Genomic DNA, 18,119 nt, shown 5'->3' with positions numbered 1-18,119 from the left:
GGGCGACAAACTCCGGAAAACGCAGTCGAAAAAAAACCGCCATCCAGACGGATAGCGGCCTTATCAAACACAACCCGCGAACGAGAAACCCTCGCCCACCGCTGTTATCAGAAGTGCGTATTCAACGACATAAAGTACGTTCTGCCCGACTCATTTTACGTCTCCGCACCCGCACCATACAGATACGCGCCGGTCGTCGCATTACCGGTAGTCGATGCATTACCTGCACGGTAGTGGCGTTTATCCAGCAGGTTATCAATCCCCGCCGTCACATCCACATACTTATTCACGGTATAAGTCGCGCTCAGACCAAACAGTGCATACGGGCTCAGCTCATTGGTTTCGCTACCCGTTGCCGCCACGCCTTTGTAGTTGTACTTCTTCGGCTTCTGCACGCCGTACCAGGCCATCGTGCCGCGCAGGGACAGATCGTTCATCGCCTGCCATTCCAGCGTCGAGTTAATGGTGTACTCTGGAATAATCGACAGATAGTCGCCGGTTTTCTTGTTCTTGTTCTCAATGATGTAGGTGAAGTTATTCTTCATTGAGACGGTGTCGGTAATCGGGAAGTTCAGCGTACCTTCCAGACCCTGGATCAGCGCGCGCGGCACATTATCCCACTTATACACATCGGTCGTACCGACGCTGTAGTCCGCCGCATAGCCCGCTTCAATTTTATTGCGGTAATCGTTATGGAAGTAGGTCAGGCCCGCCTGATAATCGTCATGATGGTATTCCAGCCCAATCTCTTTGTTGATGCTGGTTTCCGCCTTCAGATTATCATTACCCTGCAGATAACAGGCACCGGCGCTGGCGTAGCAGCCCTGGCCGTTGCTGTACAGGATATAGTTCGGGTTGGTCTGATACAGGTTCGGCGCCTTGTAGGCGCGGGCGATGCCCATTTTCAGCGTAAAATCACTACCGAGTTCCTGAGACAGGTTCAGCGAGGGGCTGAAGTTGCTGCCGGTAATCGAATGGTAGTTAAAACGAATGCCCGGGGTCAGCATCGTGGTGTCGGTCAGCTCAATATTATCGTCGGCAAAGACGGAGTAGAGATCGGCTGAGCTGTAAACGCTGCGGCCGGTCGCAGAAACCCCTGCCACGCTACCCGCCGTTGCGGCATTCTGCGTGTTCGAGGTCGGATCTTTCATCTGCTGATGATTCCATTCGCCACCCAGAGTCAGCGTCTGCTGGAATAACAGGTCCAGCGGCACGTTAAACTCGGTATGCGCGTTGGTATCCGCCAGATTAATGGTGGAGAAGCCTTCGTCAGTGGCATTAAAGATCCCCTCCGTTCCTCCTGCCAGACCTTCATTCAGACGGGTGTTGCGCGTGCGCTCATACTGAATGTAATTGGTGGTGGTGACGCCGTTATCCCATGAACCGGTATGCTTGAGGCTGACGTTCTGGCGATACAGAACATTGGTCTCTTTACCGTAGTACTTCTGCACCAGCGTATTGGTGTTGGTGTTCTGCGTATCTCCGGCGTAGATATTGCCCTGGCGGCTAAATCCGGCACCCAGCTCCAGTGCCTGGCCCGGAATAAATTCCCAGCGCAGAGAGCCGTTGATGTCTTCGTTTTTCAAACCTTCACGGCCCGAAGGAACGCTGCCAATATAAGCGCCGGTGCGCTGAGCTTCATGTCCGGAGTTAATGTACTGCGCATCGGCCTGAGTTTTCGCCCAGCCGCCGTACAGTTTGAAGGTCAGATTATCCAGCAGCTCACCGGTCAGGCTGCCGTTAAAGCGGCGCGTGGCACCTTCAGCCTTATGCTCCGGTACGTTGTAGTAAGTATTAAAACTACCGTGCCAGTCTTTGGTTGCCGGTTTAGTGATGATATTGATCACCCCACCCGCTGCACCGCTGCCGTACAGCGCCGCCGCAGGACCGCGCAGGACATCAATGCGTTCAATCATTTCCGGTGGCACCCAGGCAGTATCGCCGCGGGAATCACGTTCGCCGCGCCAGCCGTAGCGCACCGAATTCTTGCTGGATACCGGCATCCCGTCGATCAGGATCAGGGTATTTTCCGGGCCCATACCGCGAATATCGACCTGCCGATTGTTACCGCGCTGACCACTGGTGGAATTCCCGGTCAGGTTCACGCCCGGCATGGTGCGAATCAGTTCAGAAACATCGCGCTCCGGTGGGTGTTTTTTGATTTCTTCCGCGTTGATAGTAGAAACGCCCGGTGCCTGTAAGGTCTGTACTCGGGCGGAAACGACCATCGTCTGGTCGCCGGAAGCCGCATCTTTTTCGGTTTTTTTGCTGGTTTTTGCCTCAGCGCTATCGCTGGTTTGCTGCGCATCTGCGGCCACGGCTTCTGCGGAGAAGCCCTTTAACGGCAGCAGCGCAAGTCCGACAGCGACACTGATAAGGCTCAATTTTTTACTATTGAATTCCATACTCATCCCTTAATGCCCTGATTTCTTTTTAAAATTACTTATTGTTTTATAAGTAAAAATTCATTTTTATTGTCAACAAACGAAAAGAGAAAGACAATAATAATGATTATCACTTACGAATAAGTATTGCAGCAAATTTCAGGGATCAAATCTCGTGGAGATTAAGTAAATAAAGGGAAATAGATGTATGCAAATGTTTCAATCTGATAACAATGCCCGCGACATACACTTGATATTGGTCAAGTCGAAATCGGGGTTGTCCACAATTGAAATGAGGGTAAATCGGCGAAATCCATCATATTTTTTGAAGGTCTTCATCAAGCTTATGCGGTTTTCTCTTTTCACCGCCCGCGTATGATGTCGTCACGGCAGGAACACTGCGAAATTACCCTCCTGACCGTGCCTGAGTCTTTTTTAGCCAGAAGCCCTGCTTCTGGCTTTTTTTTGATATGCTATGCCTTCAGACCCCATCATGGAGTGATTATGAAACGCATTGCTATTGATATGGATGAGGTTATCGCTGACTTTCATTCTAAAATCCTGCACACCTGGAACCGCCATTTTTCGCAGGCGCTGACCACGGAAGAACTCAACCTCTTTGACCTGCATCAGGACGATCCGGAAAAGCTGGAAGAGATCTTCGAACTGGCCGGGCATCCGGATTTTTTTGCCGATCTGGCAGTGATCCCCGACAGCCAGCGGGTTATTGCCAGCCTCAGCAAACACTATGAGATATTTATTACCACCGCAGCCATGCAGGTCCCGGCCTCATTTAATGCAAAATTCCGCTGGCTGAACACCCATTTTCCCGCCATCAAGCCGAGCCATATCGTCTTCTGCGGTAATAAAAGCATTATTAACGCCGACTACATGATTGATGATAATGCGATTAACTTTGTCGACTTCTGCGGGGAAGGCATTCTTTACACGGCCCCGCACAACCGGCACGTTACCGGCTACCGGCGCGTGGACAGCTGGCGCGACGTTGAAGCACTGCTGCTGTAGTCAAAGGCAGACATTTCTGTCGCTAACAGAGTTCAGGCGTTAAAGAATCCAGGCAGACACAGCGACAAGATTGAAGTGAACCGCCACATGTTTATGCGGCGGTGTTTTCGAACCGACCTGCTGAAAAATCCCCCTTCAGAAATCTTCTGCATACCGGTCTATTGGGCGGGATTACTGTTTACCTTCACGCAATAGCGTATCCACAATCTGCTTCAGCACCACCTGCAAATGCCGGGCCTTATCACCTCGCCAGGCAAACGGCGGCTGCTCATCCATATAGTTACACTGTGCCAGTTCCAGCTGAACCGCATGCTGATTCTCAGCCGGTTTACCGTAGGCGCGAGTAATGTAGCCGCCTTTGAAGCGGCCGTTGATCACCCAGCTGAAGCGAGACTGGTCATCACAGACAGCCGTAAGATGCCCCGCAATCTCCGGGCTACAGCTCGCGCCATCATTGGTGCCCAGGTTGAGGTCCGGCAGCTGCCCTTCAAACAGTCGCGGCACCCTTGATGCGATCGAATGCGCATCAAACAACAGCGCATAGCCAAACTGGCGACGGATGCGTTCCAGCTCCAGACGGATCTGGTCGTGGTAAGGCTGCCAGATGTTTTGCAGATAGCCCGCCCGCTGTGCCGCCGTTGGCGTCATACCCGGCTTAAAGGTCGGCGTACCGTCGAACAGCGTTTCCGGATACAGGCCGGTGGTCGCGGTGGTGTACAGCGCCTGATTATCCGGCGGACGGTTCAGGTCAATCACAAAGCGCGAATAGTTGCCGACCAGCACGCTGGCACCCATTTCACGAGCAAACTCATACAGCTGTGGAATATGCCAGTCAGTGTCCGGCAGCCCTTTAGCTGCATCGCTCAGCCCGGCCTCAACTTCCGGCGTCAGCGCCGTACCGGCATGGGGAATGCTCAGCAACAGCGGCAGCTTACCGGCGCTAAATTCAAAAGCGTTCATCGTTCTTCTCCTCGGAAAATAACCCGGCAGGGCAATTGCCCACCCAGCCAGTAAACCAGCTCCGCCGGGCGTTCCAGCGGCCAGTGGACAAAATCAGCCAGCTTGCCGGGTTCCAGCGATCCCTGAGAATCGGCCAGGCCCAGCGCCCGCGCACCGTGAAGCGTAACGCCGGCCAGCGCTTCCTCGGGCGTCATGCCAAACAGCGTACAGCCCATATTGAGCATCAGCCTCAGGGAGAGTGCAGGCGAAGTACCCGGGTTCGCATCGCTGGCCAGCGCCATCGGCACGCCGTATTGGCGGAACAGCGCGACCGGCGGACGCTGAGTTTCCCGCAGCAGATAGAATGCGCCCGGCAGCAATACCGCCACCGTGCCGCTCTGCGCCATCGCCGCAATATCACTCTCGGTGGCGTATTCCAGATGGTCCGCAGACAGCGCGTTAAACCGCGCGGCCAGCGCACCGCCGCCCAGGGACGAGAGCTGTTCGGCATGCAGTTTGACCGGCAGGCCCAGTTGCTGTGCGGCAAGGAAGACCTTCTCAACCTGCGCGGGGGTGAACGCCAGATACTCGCAGAACGCATCCACCGCATCCGCCAGCTGTCCGGCAGCCACCTGCGGCAGCAGCTCGCGGCAGATGACGTCAACCCACTCATCCGGCGTCTGCTTATACTCCGGCGGCACCGCGTGTGCGGCCAGGCAGGTCGCCTTGATTTGCGCCGAAACCTGCTGCCCGAGCTGGCGGATCGCCTGCAGCATGCGCAGCTCGCTGGCGATTTCCAGCCCGTAGCCGGATTTAATTTCTACGGTAGTCACCCCTTCCGCCAGCAGCACGTCAAGGCGATGCCGGGCGCTGCTGACCAACTGTGCCAGCGACGACTCCCGCGTGGCGCGGACCGTTGAGAGGATACCGCCGCCCGCAGCGGCAATCTCACTGTAGCTGACGCCGTTCAGGCGCTGCTCAAACTCGTGGCTGCGATCGCCGCCAAACACCAGATGCGTGTGGCAGTCCACCAGCCCTGGGGTCACGATGCCGCCACCGAAATCGGTGGACCGCTGCGGAGTAAACTGCCCCGCCTCCTGGTAGGGCCCGACCCAGACGATCTGCTGCCCGTCCACGGCAATCGCACCGTCTTTGATGATGTTGTACTGGCCGTCGCGCATGGTGACAATATCTGCGCCGTACCACAAATGCTCACAGTTACGTTGCTGGTTCATCACCTCTCCCACGTTGTGTGCTTTACTGCTCACCTATAAGTATGTATATGTATATACAACCTCAACGCACAGGAAGCAACCGATGACTCGCTATTTTGCGCCCCGCGCCCTGCTTGAAGATGGCTGGCAGCATAATGTACTGATTGACGTCGACAGCCACGGCAAGATTGCCTCTCTGACTGCCAACAGCCAGCCGCAGGATGCGCAGCGCCTGGACGGTATTGTCATACCGGCTATGGCGAATTTGCACTCGCATGCATTTCAACGCGCGATGGCCGGGCTGGCCGAAGTCGCAGGCGACCCGCAGGACAGTTTCTGGACCTGGCGCGATCTGATGTACCGCATGGTGCAGCGCCTGTCGCCGCAGCAGGTCGGTGCCGTTGCAGCAGCACTGTACGTTGAGATGCTTAAGGGCGGATATTGCCAGGTGGCGGAGTTTCACTATCTGCACCACCAGCCGGACGGCCAGCCTTATCCGCAGGATGAGATGCTGACAGAGCTGATTGCCGCCGCCGAGCGCAGCGGTATTGGTCAGACTCTGCTGCCGGTGCTCTACAGTTACGCCGGTTTCGGCAGCCAGCCCGCGCAGCCGGGCCAGAAGCGCTTTATTCAGGATACCGCCGCCTATCTCGCTCAGCAGCAGCGTCTGGTGAAGCTGATTGACGGCAAACCGCTGATTAACCACGGTCTCTGTTTCCACTCTCTGCGGGCGGTCAGCGAAGCGCAGATGCATGAGGTGCTGGCGGCCAGCCCCGCGCATCTGCCGGTGCATCTTCACGTTGCCGAACAGGAAAAAGAGGTCAACGATTCGCTGGCCTGGAGCGGCGAGCGGCCGGTTAGCTGGCTGCTGGATCGCTTCCAGGTGGACCCGCGCTGGTGCCTGATCCACGCCACCCATCTTGACGACAGCGAGATTTCGCGCCTTGCGGCAAGCCAGGCGGTAGCCGGTCTCTGCCCGACCACCGAAGCCAACCTCGGCGACGGTATTTTCCCGGCCACCGAGTTTATCGCCCGGGGCGGCCGCTGGGGGATAGGTTCCGACAGCCACGTCTCGCTGGACGTCGTAGAAGAATTGCGCTGGCTGGAATATGCCCAGCGGCTGCGCGATCGCCGCCGCAACCGTATTGTTACGGCCAATCAGCCGTCGGTGGGCGATCTGCTGTACCGGCAGGCGCTGGCGGGAGGCGCTCAGGCCTGCGGCGTAAAAACGGGCAGCCTGCAAACCGGCTATCGCGCAGACTGGCTGGTGCTGAGTGACGATGGGCTATTGGGGGCAACCCGCGATGAGGCCCTGATCAACCGCTGGCTGTTTGCCGGGCATCGCGGTCAGATCCAGGATGTATTCGTGGCGGGCGAGCAGCGTATCCGTCACGGCCAGCACGCGCAGCAGGCGTCGATTGACGCTGAGTTCCGTCAGGTGCTGGAGGCGCTGCGATGATCCACTTATTTAACAGCGCCAGCCTGCCGGTCACTCCCTGGCGCAACGGCGGCGGCGAAACGCGGGAAATTATCAGCTACCCGCCCGGCGAAACCGAATTTGACTGGCGCATCAGTATTGCCACTATCGCCACCGACGGGGACTTTTCGGCGTTCCCCGGCGTCGACCGCATTATTACCCTGCTGGATGGGGAAGTGGAGCTGTACTGCGACGATCGGCTGCGCCAGCGTTTGACGGTGAATCAGCCCTACTCGTTTCCCGGAGAGGATCGTATCAGCGCCCGACTGCCCGCCGGGGCAAGCCACGACTTCAACATTATGGCCCGCCGGGGGAGCTATGTGCCGGCGGCGGGAACAACTAAGTCGGCATTTTCACCGCCGGTAGAGGCCGCTGGCGTCGTGATGGTGATTGGCGGCCAGTGGCAGCATGGACAAACGCTGCTGGCGGCCGGTCAGGGCGCCTGGTGGGAAAATCAGGGCGGCCACTTTGTTCCTCTGTCGAGCGACGCCCTGCTGCTGTGGGGAACGCTGCTACCGAGCTTTAACCATGGCCTTTGAAGCGCCCCATCAGCTTGTAGCGTGAACCGGGATACAGCAGCCGCGCGTAGGTGACGATCTTATTATCACTCCAGGTCTGGCGGCGGATCAGCAGGCAGGGTTCCTGCGCGTCAATCGCCAGATGTCGGCACTGCCGCGCATCGGGCAGAACCGCTTCCACCACATGCTCACCGGCGGTAAGCGGTGCCACGCGCATCAGGTAGGTATAGGGGGTTTGCTCGGTGTAGTCCTGCTGCAGATAATCCGGCGCCATCTGCGGGTTCACCAGGCGATCTTCCAGCTGCACCGGCTGATCGTTCTCATAATGGATCATCAGCGAATGAAACAGTTTCTGACCGGTGGTTAAACCGAGCAGCGCTGCCTGCTCGGCGTCAGCTTTGCTCTCGCCCAGTGCCAGAATTTTACTGCTGTGGCGATGGCCGCGCTGGGCAATCTCTTCCGCGATATTGTGCACTTCCATCATTGCGGTATAGCCCTTGGCTTCCGCAACGAACGTTCCCACGCCCTGCATTCGCATCAGGTAACCTTCGCTGGTCAGCTCGCGCAGTGCACGATTGATGGTCATCCGGCTGACGCCCAGCTCGTTAACCAGCTCGCTTTCTGAAGGCACGCGCTGATTTGGCTGCCAGACGCCTTCGCTGATCTGGCTGATAATTGCCTGCTTCACCCGCTGATAAATCGGTGCAGGCTGATCGCTCATTGCAGCGGAAAGTTGAGAAATAGCAGTCTGCCTTACCATACCGAATCCTTATAACAGTGGGAAAATCAGTTTACTGGCTAATATCCTAAATGTATATACATGTTAACTTTTCCGCCGAGACTGCCGTTTATTTCAACAGCTTTATCGACTTTTTTTGTGATCGCAGCAATACAAGTTAGCTTGGTTGTATAGACAAGAATATACGTTTGTGATTCACTCAATTCAGACCGAAGTTTAACTCGCATTAACAACCTGTCGGGCCGATGCCCGTAATACAGGTTTGATGCTCACCCAGTTGTCTATACAGGAGTATACTATGTCACTGACTCAGCCCCTCTGCTTACTGACGCCGGGTAAGGTCGATCTCGCCACGCTGAAAACAATTTATCGCGGCGGCGTAACCCTGGCGCTGGACGAACAGGCGCGCAGCCGCATCCAACAGGCCCGTGATACGGTTGAAGCCATTGTCAGCGAAGGCAAAGTGACCTACGGCATTAATACCGGCTTTGGCAAACTGGCTCAGACCTCCATTCCGGCGGACCGGCTGGCCGAACTGCAGCGTAACCTGGTCCTGTCCCACAGCGTAGGCCTGGGTGAACTGCTGCCTGATGACGTGGTACGCCTGGTGATGGCGACCAAAATTATCAGCCTGGCACGCGGCCATTCCGGGATCAGAATTGAACTGGTTGATGCGCTGATCGCTCTGTTCAATGCCGGTGTGATGCCATGCATTCCGGAGAAAGGCTCCGTGGGGGCGTCCGGCGATTTAGCTCCGCTGGCACATCTCTCCCTGATGCTGCTGGGTGAAGGTGACGTGCGGGTGAAAAGCGAGCTGATGCCCGCTCGCGACGGCCTGGCGCTGGCTGGCCTGGAGCCGATCGAACTGGGGCCTAAAGAGGGCCTGGCGCTGCTGAACGGCACTCAGGTTTCTACCGCGCTGGCGCTGCGTGGCCTGTTTGAAGGCGAGAACGTCTTTGCTGCCGGGCTGGTAGCCGGTGCGCTGTCGCTGGAAGCGATCAAAGGCTCGGTAAAACCGTTCGATCACCGCATCCATGAAGCCCGCGGTCAGCAGGGCCAAATCTCAGTAGCCGCCGCCGTATCCGGCCTGCTGGAAGGCAGCGTTATTCTTAACTCTCACGCTAACTGTGGACGCGTACAGGACCCCTACTCCATCCGCTGCGTGCCGCAGGTGATGGGTGCCTGCCTGGATAATCTCAACCATGCCGCCCGCGTGCTGCAAATCGAAGCCAACGCCGCATCCGATAACCCCCTGGTGTTTACCGATACCGGCGAGGTGATCTCCGGCGGTAACTTCCACGCCGAACCGGTGGCGTTCGCCGCCGATATTATTGCGCTGGCCGTAGCGGAAATTGGGGCCATCTCCGAGCGTCGACTGGCGCTGCTGCTGGATACCGGCCTTTCGGGCCTGCCGCCGTTCCTGGTCAACGACGGTGGAGTGAACTCCGGATTTATGATCGCCCAGGTCACCGCCGCCGCGCTGGCGTCGGAAAACAAATCGCTGGCGCATCCGGGCAGCGTCGACAGCCTGCCAACCTCCGCCAACCAGGAAGATCACGTATCAATGGCCACCTATGCCGCCCGCCGCCTGGGAGCCATGTGCTTTAACACCGCTGCGGTAGTGGGCATTGAGGCTATGGCCGCCGCGCAGGGGATCGACTTCCACCGCCCGCTGCAAAGCTCACCGCAGCTGGAGGAAGTGCTGAGCACTATCCGCCAGAAAGTCGCTTATCTCGACGAAGATCGCCTGATGGCGCCGGATATCGAACAGATGCGTTTATGGGCCGCTGGCGACAGTTGGCCGGAAATGATTGCTGCGCTGCTGCCTGCACGCGCCCACTAAGCGATGAATACCGATAAGGAAAACAACCATGACTGAATCCGTAAGCAAGGCCGTTGCCCGTACCCTTCGCGCTCCCCACGGTGACACGTTGCACTGCGCCAACTGGCTGATTGAAGCCGCTTACCGCATGATCCAGAACAACCTGGACCCCGACGTTGCCGAACGCCCGGAAGATTTGGTGGTGTACGGTGGTATAGGTAAAGCCGCGCGTAACTGGGAGTGCTTCGAGCAGATCCTGCGTTCGCTGCAGGCGCTGCAACCGGAAGAAACGCTGCTGGTTCAGTCCGGCAAACCGGTTGGCGTGTTCCGCACCCACGCCGATGCGCCGCGCGTGCTGATTGCCAACTCTAACCTCGTGCCGCACTGGGCCAACTGGGACCACTTTAATAAGCTCGATAAAGCCGGGCTGATGATGTACGGCCAGATGACCGCCGGCTCCTGGATCTACATCGGTGCGCAGGGGATTGTGCAGGGCACCTTTGAAACCTTTGCCGAAGCCGGTCGCCAGCACTATAACGGCGATCTGAGCGGTAAATGGATACTCACCGCCGGGCTGGGCGGCATGGGCGGCGCACAACCGCTGGCTGGCGTGCTGGCGGGTGCCTCCGTGCTGGCCATTGAGTGCCAGTCTTCACGCATTGATTTCCGCCTGCGTACCCGCTACGTAGACTACCGCGCCGAGAACCTTGACGAAGCACTGGCGATCATTGACCAGGCGAATAAAGAGAAACGCGCGATTTCCGTCGGGCTGCTCGGCAATGCGGCAGATATCCTGCCGGAACTGGTAAAACGGGCGAAAGCAGGCGGCATGAAGCCGGATATCGTCACCGACCAGACCTCTGCGCACGACCCGATCAATGGCTATCTTCCGCAGGGCTGGTCCGTTGCACAGTGGGAAGAAGCCCGCCGCAGCGATCCGAAGTCCGTGGAGAAAGCCGCCCGTGCCTCGATGGCGGTGCACGTGCAGGCGATGCTCGACTTCTGCCATATGGGCATTCCTACCGTAGATTACGGCAACAATATCCGCCAGGTGGCGCTGGAAGAAGGCGTGACCAACGCGTTCGACTTCCCGGGTTTTGTACCGGCCTATATCCGTCCACTGTTCTGTGAAGGCAAAGGTCCGTTCCGCTGGGTCGCCCTGTCCGGCGATCCGGAGGACATCTACCGAACCGATGCCAAACTGAAAGAGCTGTTCCCGGACCATACCAACCTGCACCGCTGGCTGGATATGGCGCAGGAGCGGATCGCGTTCCAGGGGCTGCCGGCGCGTATCTGCTGGCTGGGGCTGGGCGAGCGCCATCTGGCAGGACTGGCGTTTAACGAAATGGTGCGCAACGGCGAGCTGAAAGCGCCGGTGGTGATCGGCCGCGATCACCTTGACTGCGGCTCGGTAGCCTCGCCGAACCGTGAAACCGAAGCGATGCGCGACGGCTCGGATGCGGTATCCGACTGGCCGCTGCTCAATGCCCTGCTGAACACCGCAGGCGGCGCCACCTGGGTCAGCCTGCATCACGGCGGCGGCGTGGGCATGGGCTTCTCGCAGCATGCTGGCGTGGTGATCGTTGCCGACGGCAGCGCCGAGGCCGATAAACGCCTGGGCCGCGTATTGTGGAACGATCCGGCGACCGGCGTCATGCGCCATGCCGATGCCGGCTACGAGGTGGCGAAAGCCTGCGCCGCGAAGCACGAGCTGAATCTGCCGATGATCGACTAAGCGTTATTCAGGCCGGTATCACCGGCCTGTTTTCTTCCCCGCAACCCGCTTCTTCCTCCCCCGATTTATGCTACCTTGTTTCTGCGCGTTACCCTGCACAGGAGAAGTATTGAATGACAGTTCCCGTTTCGCTGATTGAAGAAGCCACCGGCTGGCGCAGAGCCCTGCACGCCCGCCCCGAACTGGGATATCAGGAGCATCACACTTCGCAGCTGATCGCCGAGCAGCTGGAGGCTTTTGGTCTGCAGGTTCACCGAGGCCTGGCAGGCACCGGCGTGGTCGGCACGCTGGAAAATGGCCCAGGACCGGTTATCGGGTTACGCGCTGATATGGACGCCCTGCCGATCACTGAACTGAGCAATCCGCCGCACCGCTCCACCAATCCCGGGGTGATGCACGCCTGCGGGCACGACGGCCATACGGCGATACTGCTGGCGGTGGCAAAGCACCTGAGTACCACCCGTCGCTTTAGTGGCACGCTGCATTTTGTCTTCCAGCCCGCAGAGGAGAACCTCGGCGGCGCCCGCCGCATGGTAGAAGACGGGCTGTTTACCCTGTTCCCGATGGATGCCATCTACGGCATGCACAACTGGCCGGGGCTGCCCGCCGGTGAGGTTGCGGTTAATGCGGGTGCGATGATGGCCTCGCTGGACTCCTTCGAAATCACGCTGCGCGGCCGCAGCTGCCACGCAGCCATGCCGGAAAACGGCGCAGACCCGATTGTGGCCGCCGCGCAGCTGATTATGGCGCTGCAAACCATTCCGGCCCGCCGCCTGTCGCCGCTGGCCTCTGCGGTGGTCAGCATCACGCAAATCAACGGCGGTGAAGCCATTAACGTCATCCCGGAAAACGTGGTGCTGCGCGGCACGCTGCGCTGCCTGCAGGCGGACGTGCGCAGCCGGGTAAAACAGATGATCGATGAATTCGTGACCTCCTTCACCGCGCCGCTGGGCATTGAGGGCAGCATTGAGTATCAGGGCGACTATCCGGTGACCATGAATCACGCCGCTGAAGCCGCGCTGGTACGCGACTGCGCGCTGACGCTCATGTCCGCTGAAAAAGTGCACTGGAACGTCAGCCCGTCGATGGCCTCGGAAGATTTTGCCTGCATGCTGGAGCACTGTCCGGGAGCCTACTTCTGGATCGGCGCTGACGGAGACACGCCGTCACGGCCGCTGCATAACGCCAACTACGATTTTAACGATGGGCTGATTGCACCCGGTATCGCACTGTGGACCGCGCTGGTTGAGCAGCTGCTGCCGCGCAGCTGATTGATATTCACGTGGCCGCTGCCATCGCTTACTATAAATTTATGGCCCCAAAGGGGCCATTTTCCTGTCGCCTTTTCCCCGAACGGCCTCTCCCCTTGATAGTCTGACGCACTCTTTTTACCGCCATTTTTACAAAACGTGATGCGCGTAGAGGTATTTAAAACTGATTTGCTTTTAGATAATGCCAATACGTAATGCAAACGTTGTCATTCACTTTCTAAAGGTAACTATTTCGCTACCTTTATTTTTTACCCCGGAATGCAAACGTTGTCACTGGTGAGAAAATGGCCAATATTATTGATATCGCGAAGAAAACAGGGTTATCCCCTTCTACCGTTTCCCGGGCGCTCTCTAAACCCGAAAAAGTGGCGGCCGGTACGCGGGAAAAAATCATGCAGGCAATAGATGAACTGGGCTACGAAACGAATATTTTTGCCCGTAATCTGCGCCAGGGCGGCTCGCGCACCATCGGTCTGATCGTGTCAGACATCCTTAATCCCTTTCATGCCACGGTTGTTAAGGCCATTCAGGATGAGATTTATCGTGAGGGATTCACGCTGATCGTTGGCAGTTCTGAAGAAGATGCGGCTAAAGAGAGCACCATTCTGGCCCAGCTGCGCAGCCACCAGCTACAGGGATTGATCATTATCCCAACTTCCGGCACCTGCGAGAATCTGACCAGCTTCAGCGGGATTCCGGTGATTGAAATCGACCGATTTTCGGGCCGTCAACAGAGTGACATTATCCGCCTTGATAACGAAGAGGGGATGAAACTGGCGGCCGCACATTTGCACGGTCTGGGGCATCGGCATATCTGTTATATCGGCGGCAGCACCTCGGCCGAAACGTTCAGGGAACGTCTTGAGGGTTTCCAGAAGTATTGCCCTGAGCAGACCACAAAAATGCTGTTTGAGCTCCCCGGAATAGCCGCCCTTCAGGCCCAGGCGGCCGACGTCACGCGGCAGGTATGTCAGTTGCCCGCCTCTGAACGCCCGACGGCGATACTCGCCGCCAATAATGATATCGCCGCAGGCGTCGTTCAGGGCGTCTACCAATCCGGTCTGGCCCTGGCGCAGGATATCTCCCTGATTGCTTTCGACGATCCCGAATGGGCCAGTTTCTTCCCCTGCCCCGTGACCGCAATCCGCCAGCCGGTTTATGACATGGGGCAGTTTGCCGCACGGCAGCTTTTCCGCCGCATTCGCGGGGAACTGCTTGAAGAAGCAACAACATGGCGCTTCACCCCACAGCTGATTATTCGTCACTCCACCGCTTCACTAACATAACATCCCACTTCAGGAGACATTATGAATCAACGACCTATCCCTCTGATTGAGGTCAACGCTGAGTCCATCAGCCCTTATGGCAAACTGCTTGCGCTCCCCGACGGGCAGCCGACCATTGCCCGTGGCGATATTGACTATTACCACCACATTGCTGATTCAAATGATTTTACCGCGCATCCGGTGACCAGCTATTTGATTTCCCATCCCAGGACTTTGCTGCTGGAAAAAATCGAGCGCCATCGCCAGACGGAAGAGACCTTTATCCCTCTGAACGGCTCCAGCGTGATGGTGTTAGGTAAACCCGGTCCACTGGAGGAAATCGAGCTGGTTGCCATACATCTGGACGGGTCGTTTGGCATCCAGCTGTATCGCGATACCTGGCACTACGCGCCTTTTGCTATCGACGATCGGGCGACCTATCTGCTGCTGTCGGGCAAAGATTCCGGCCCGGATATCGAAATACGGGATGTCACGGCAAGGCCGATAGCCCAACCGCATGCTGAGGAGGTTAATGCATGAAGCATATTGCCTGCTACGGTGAAGGGCTGATTGATTTTACCCAACAGGGGGAGGCTTTCGTCCCACATCCTGGCGGTTCACCTTATAACGTTGCCATTGCCCTGGGGCGTCTGGATAGCTCCGTTGAATTTTGTTCGCAGCTCAGCAATGACATGTTCGGTAAGCAACTTTATCACTACCTGAAAAATAACCATGTTGGCGTGCAAAACGTTGTATTCAGCGACGCACCGTCGACGCTGGCATTTGTTTCAACACCCAACCATGCTGAACCTGAATATGCATTTTTCTCCAACGAGGCTGCTGATGTCGCGCTAAATGAACAATCAACCGTTTTAAAAACGGGAGCGAAAATTCACCACTATGGTTCTATTTCGCTTATGCAGGAACCCTGCGGAACCTACTGGGAAAAAGCCATATTATCTCAGGAAGGTTTCATCTCTTTTGATCCCAACATTCGCCCCGGATTAATTAAAAACCGTGATAGCTACTTACAGAGATTTAATCACGTTCTGAGCCGGACTACTTTACTGAAATTGAGCACGGTAGACCTGGAGTGGCTGGCACCGGGGAAAACAACGGCGGAATTTATCCAGCTTGCTTTCAGCAGCGGCGTCAGAATGGTGGCTATCACCTCGGGCAACGATGGTGCATGGCTTTATACGCCTGAATTCACGCTGCATCAGCAGGCGATGTCGGTGAAGGTGGTCGATACCATCGGTGCCGGGGACACGTTTATGGCCGGTTTTTTATCGGTTATTGCCAGCCTGAACGGCAGCCTGGATGCCCTGGAGAAAAACCGCGGACTGCTTGAACTGGCACTGAAAACCGGATGCTTAGCTGCCGCCCTTAACTGTCAGGAAAAAGGAGCCAACCCACCGTTTAAAGAACATCTGAAGGCACTTCTGGAATAACAATAATTACATCTAACCTCACCCTCACAGTAAGGATATCCCATGAGCATGATAAAAATGTTCACGACGCCCGATGGTAAAAATCATCTGGCATCATTTATTCTTTTAACGTTATTGTTTTTAGTATTAGGGTTCAGCACCGGGTTAATTGACGTTCTTAATAAACATTTTCAGAATACGCTAAACGTCACAAAAGCAGAATCGGCACTGGTTCAGTTCGCCAATTATATTGGCTATTTCTTTATGGCTATTCCTGCCGGAATACTGGCACAAAAATATGGCTATAAAGGCGGTATCTTTGTCGGGCTGGCGCTGATTGCAGCCGGTGCATTCTGCTTTATTGCCGCCAATTCCGTCGGTGAGTTTTGGGCATTTCTGCTCGGGTTATTTATTCTGGCTACCGGGCTGACCTGCATCGAAACCATCGCTAACCCCTATGCCGCCGTGATGGGGTCGCCGGACCAGGGAGCCTCTCGACTTAATCTCTCGCAGTCGGTTACAGGAATTGGTCTTATCCTGGGTCCGCTGATTGGAGGGCACTTCATTCTGTCTTCAACCGGAGACGTTTCAACCAGCAATGATGCGCTGTTTGTCCCCTATATGGGCATTGGCGTGACGGTTCTGGTACTGGCGGTCATTTTTTTAATCAAGAAAATGCCGGATATCGTGCTGGAAGACAAAACCACTTCCGCCGCCGCTATGCAACAGAATCATGACAGCATCTGGCATAAACCCCATTTTGTACTGGCGATAGTTGCCCAGTTTTTCTATGTGGCTGGGCAAACGGGCATCTTCAGCTTCTTTATTAACTATGTTGTCGACCATTCGCCGCTGTTTAGCACGGCCACGGCACAATGGCTACCGACCAGCTGGAGCTGGAATTCACCGGAAGGCTGGAAGATAACCGAGCGCGGGGCGTCGCAGCTGCTGGCATTTGGTGGCTTTGGCCTGTTTATGATCGGTCGCTTTACCGGGGGGCTGCTGTTAAGCCGCTATGCGCCGCACAAAACCCTGGCCGTATTTTCAGTCATAAACTGCCTGCTGATGCTGATCACCATGCTGTCGACCGGATGGGTGGGCATTGTGGCATTGATCCTCAGTTTTTATTTTATGTCGATTATGTTCCCGACGATTTTCGCCTTGGGTATTAGTGGGCTGGGTGAAAAAACCAAACGCGCTTCCTCTTATATCGTGATGGCGATTGTCGGTGGCGCAGTAATGCCAATCACGATGGGGGCGATTGCCGATAAATGGTCAATGTCGGCAGGATTTATTATGCCGCTAATCTGCTTCGTGATAATTGGTCTGTACGGTTTAATGTGGCTGCAGTTAAAAAACCGCAACGCCTCGAGTACCATAGCCACAGCTTAATAACGTATTAGATTTAACAACCCCGTCAGAAAATATCACCGGTTCAATCCGGAGGACTTCTTCTGCCACTTTCCAGCCCTGCTGAATAACGTCAGGGCTGGAAAAACGTTTTTAATTTCTACTGATTCACCCACACCAGTTTATCCACCGGGAAGTTCAGCCCCCGGGCGATAGCCAGGTAGTTTTGTTTTACGCTCTCGGGGATCTGCGGCGTGCGCGACAGTATCCACAGGTAGTCACGGTTTGGCCCACTGACCAGCGCATAGCGATAGTTCTCATCCAGCGCGATAACGTTATAGCCGCCGTAGAACGGACCGAAGAATGACACTTTAAGCGCCGCAGTGGACGGTGCACCGGTGAAGTAAGCCCGGCCTTCACTCTCCTTCCAGCGCGCTTTCGCCCGGTCGTAGCCACGGTTAAGCACCGATATTCCGCCATCGCTACGTTTGCCATAGGTTGCAGTAACCTGTTCCAGGCCACGCTCGAAGCGGTTTTCCAGCCGGGCAACCTCATACCATTTTCCCAGATAGCGACCGGCGTCAAATCCGCTTATCGGCGTGACGCCTTTCGGCGGCGTCGGGGATTTACAGGCGACCAGCCCCAGTGAAAGTACCACTCCGGTAAGAACGGGCCACAGCTTCATGCTTGCTCCTTAGTCATATCATTATCAGCCAGACAGAGTGTAGTACAAACCGGTTATCAGGCCATCGACAGGTGGCGAACATCGGTTGACTCAGCTGGCAGGGATATTATTTTCAAATATCACTATCCACACGTCGCTATTTAACCCAAAAGAATGATTCAGCATCATAATTTACCCGCAGGGCACATTACGATTATTCTTAGAGATAATTTTTCCGTTATCAACCAGGCTTAAATTGAATTTCTAACCCAGAAGAAGGAAACA

At 56.2% G+C, this 18,119-nt stretch carries 15 protein-coding genes; 10 read left to right on the top strand and 5 right to left on the bottom strand.

Annotated elements, in window-relative coordinates:
* Positions 1–155: 155 nt before the first annotated feature.
* Positions 156–2,405, bottom strand: a complete 2,250-nt coding sequence (locus tag IBT46_RS11080; RefSeq protein WP_200545718.1) for a TonB-dependent siderophore receptor — start codon at positions 2,403–2,405, stop codon at positions 156–158.
* A gap of 483 nt (positions 2,406–2,888) precedes the next feature.
* On the opposite strand from IBT46_RS11080, the gene IBT46_RS11075 reads away from it, so the two are divergent.
* Positions 2,889–3,410 carry a 5'-3'-deoxyribonucleotidase gene (locus tag IBT46_RS11075; RefSeq protein ID WP_200545717.1) on the top strand — a complete coding sequence of 174 codons (522 nt, stop codon included), beginning with the start codon at positions 2,889–2,891 and terminating at the stop codon, positions 3,408–3,410.
* A 171-nt stretch (positions 3,411–3,581) separates the two neighbouring features.
* Here IBT46_RS11075 and hutG read toward each other — a convergent pair whose 3' ends face one another.
* Together hutG and hutI are read right to left on the bottom strand one after the other, a co-directional pair.
* Positions 3,582–4,370, bottom strand: a complete 789-nt coding sequence (gene hutG / locus IBT46_RS11070; protein ID WP_200545716.1) for an N-formylglutamate deformylase — start codon at positions 4,368–4,370, stop codon at positions 3,582–3,584.
* The gene (hutI, locus tag IBT46_RS11065) at positions 4,367–5,584 is read right to left on the bottom strand and encodes an imidazolonepropionase (RefSeq protein ID WP_200545715.1); all 1,218 of its coding nucleotides are present in this window, start codon (positions 5,582–5,584) and stop codon (positions 4,367–4,369) included. Before hutI ends, hutG begins: the two co-directional genes overlap by 4 nt.
* An 82-nt stretch (positions 5,585–5,666) precedes the next feature.
* On the opposite strand from hutI, the gene IBT46_RS11060 reads away from it, so the two are divergent.
* Complete coding sequence (locus IBT46_RS11060; RefSeq protein WP_200545714.1) at positions 5,667–7,022, top strand: formimidoylglutamate deiminase; 1,356 nt, start codon at positions 5,667–5,669, stop codon at positions 7,020–7,022.
* Positions 7,019–7,579, top strand: coding sequence for a HutD family protein (locus tag IBT46_RS11055; RefSeq protein WP_200545713.1), 561 nt, complete (start codon positions 7,019–7,021; stop codon positions 7,577–7,579). The genes IBT46_RS11060 and IBT46_RS11055 overlap by 4 nt, the downstream gene beginning before the upstream one ends.
* Here IBT46_RS11055 and hutC read toward each other — a convergent pair.
* Positions 7,563–8,318 carry a histidine utilization repressor gene (gene hutC / locus IBT46_RS11050; RefSeq protein WP_200545712.1) on the bottom strand — a complete coding sequence of 252 codons (756 nt, stop codon included), beginning with the start codon at positions 8,316–8,318 and terminating at the stop codon, positions 7,563–7,565. The two genes, IBT46_RS11055 and hutC, sit on opposite strands and share 17 nt — an antisense overlap.
* A gap of 277 nt (positions 8,319–8,595) precedes the next feature.
* Here hutC and hutH point away from each other — a divergent pair, with 277 nt between their 5' ends.
* The 7 genes from hutH (at position 8,596) to fucP (ending at position 17,212) form a co-directional block, all read left to right on the top strand.
* The gene (gene hutH / locus IBT46_RS11045) at positions 8,596–10,140 is read left to right on the top strand and encodes a histidine ammonia-lyase (RefSeq protein WP_200545711.1); all 1,545 of its coding nucleotides are present in this window, start codon (positions 8,596–8,598) and stop codon (positions 10,138–10,140) included.
* A gap of 28 nt (positions 10,141–10,168) precedes the next feature.
* Entirely contained in the window at positions 10,169–11,854 is a 1,686-nt protein-coding gene (gene hutU, locus IBT46_RS11040; RefSeq protein ID WP_200545710.1) for a urocanate hydratase, read from the top strand.
* A gap of 113 nt (positions 11,855–11,967) precedes the next feature.
* On the top strand, positions 11,968–13,125 hold the full coding sequence (locus tag IBT46_RS11035) for a M20 aminoacylase family protein (protein WP_200545709.1): 1,158 nt from the start codon (positions 11,968–11,970) through the stop codon (positions 13,123–13,125).
* A gap of 284 nt (positions 13,126–13,409) precedes the next feature.
* On the top strand, positions 13,410–14,411 hold the full coding sequence (locus tag IBT46_RS11030) for a LacI family DNA-binding transcriptional regulator (protein ID WP_200545708.1): 1,002 nt from the start codon (positions 13,410–13,412) through the stop codon (positions 14,409–14,411).
* A 21-nt stretch (positions 14,412–14,432) separates the two neighbouring features.
* Positions 14,433–14,930, top strand: coding sequence for an ureidoglycolate lyase (locus tag IBT46_RS11025; protein WP_200545707.1), 498 nt, complete (start codon positions 14,433–14,435; stop codon positions 14,928–14,930).
* Positions 14,927–15,841 carry a carbohydrate kinase gene (locus tag IBT46_RS11020; protein WP_200545706.1) on the top strand — a complete coding sequence of 305 codons (915 nt, stop codon included), beginning with the start codon at positions 14,927–14,929 and terminating at the stop codon, positions 15,839–15,841. The genes IBT46_RS11025 and IBT46_RS11020 overlap by 4 nt, the downstream gene beginning before the upstream one ends.
* Positions 15,842–15,883: 42 nt before the next feature.
* Positions 15,884–17,212 (top strand): L-fucose:H+ symporter permease, encoded by a 1,329-nt coding sequence (gene fucP, locus IBT46_RS11015; protein WP_200545705.1) that lies wholly within the window; start codon positions 15,884–15,886, stop codon positions 17,210–17,212.
* Between the two features lie 118 nt (positions 17,213–17,330).
* Here fucP and blc read toward each other — a convergent pair whose 3' ends face one another.
* Positions 17,331–17,855, bottom strand: a complete 525-nt coding sequence (gene blc, locus IBT46_RS11010; RefSeq protein WP_200545704.1) for an outer membrane lipoprotein Blc — start codon at positions 17,853–17,855, stop codon at positions 17,331–17,333.
* Positions 17,856–18,119: the final 264 nt, after the last annotated feature.

This window comes from Erwinia sp. S38 (assembly GCF_016624545.1).
Classification (GTDB): domain Bacteria; phylum Pseudomonadota; class Gammaproteobacteria; order Enterobacterales; family Enterobacteriaceae; genus Erwinia; species Erwinia coffeiphila.
This window is presented reverse-complemented; position numbering and strand designations above follow the sequence as displayed.

Excerpts from the sequence above, each read along its gene's own strand:
- IBT46_RS11080 (WP_200545718.1), bottom strand. The coding sequence starts at position 2,405 with ATGGAATTCAATAGTAAAAAATTGAGCCTTATCAGTGTCGCTGTCGGA.
- IBT46_RS11075 (WP_200545717.1), top strand. The coding sequence starts at position 2,889 with ATGAAACGCATTGCTATTGATATGGATGAGGTTATCGCTGACTTTCAT.
- hutG (WP_200545716.1), bottom strand. The coding sequence starts at position 4,370 with ATGAACGCTTTTGAATTTAGCGCCGGTAAGCTGCCGCTGTTGCTGAGC.
- hutI (WP_200545715.1), bottom strand. The coding sequence starts at position 5,584 with ATGAACCAGCAACGTAACTGTGAGCATTTGTGGTACGGCGCAGATATT.
- IBT46_RS11060 (WP_200545714.1), top strand. The coding sequence starts at position 5,667 with ATGACTCGCTATTTTGCGCCCCGCGCCCTGCTTGAAGATGGCTGGCAG.
- IBT46_RS11055 (WP_200545713.1), top strand. The coding sequence starts at position 7,019 with ATGATCCACTTATTTAACAGCGCCAGCCTGCCGGTCACTCCCTGGCGC.
- hutC (WP_200545712.1), bottom strand. The coding sequence starts at position 8,318 with ATGGTAAGGCAGACTGCTATTTCTCAACTTTCCGCTGCAATGAGCGAT.
- hutH (WP_200545711.1), top strand. The coding sequence starts at position 8,596 with ATGTCACTGACTCAGCCCCTCTGCTTACTGACGCCGGGTAAGGTCGAT.
- hutU (WP_200545710.1), top strand. The coding sequence starts at position 10,169 with ATGACTGAATCCGTAAGCAAGGCCGTTGCCCGTACCCTTCGCGCTCCC.
- IBT46_RS11035 (WP_200545709.1), top strand. The coding sequence starts at position 11,968 with ATGACAGTTCCCGTTTCGCTGATTGAAGAAGCCACCGGCTGGCGCAGA.
- IBT46_RS11030 (WP_200545708.1), top strand. The coding sequence starts at position 13,410 with ATGGCCAATATTATTGATATCGCGAAGAAAACAGGGTTATCCCCTTCT.
- IBT46_RS11025 (WP_200545707.1), top strand. The coding sequence starts at position 14,433 with ATGAATCAACGACCTATCCCTCTGATTGAGGTCAACGCTGAGTCCATC.
- IBT46_RS11020 (WP_200545706.1), top strand. The coding sequence starts at position 14,927 with ATGAAGCATATTGCCTGCTACGGTGAAGGGCTGATTGATTTTACCCAA.
- fucP (WP_200545705.1), top strand. The coding sequence starts at position 15,884 with ATGAGCATGATAAAAATGTTCACGACGCCCGATGGTAAAAATCATCTG.
- blc (WP_200545704.1), bottom strand. The coding sequence starts at position 17,855 with ATGAAGCTGTGGCCCGTTCTTACCGGAGTGGTACTTTCACTGGGGCTG.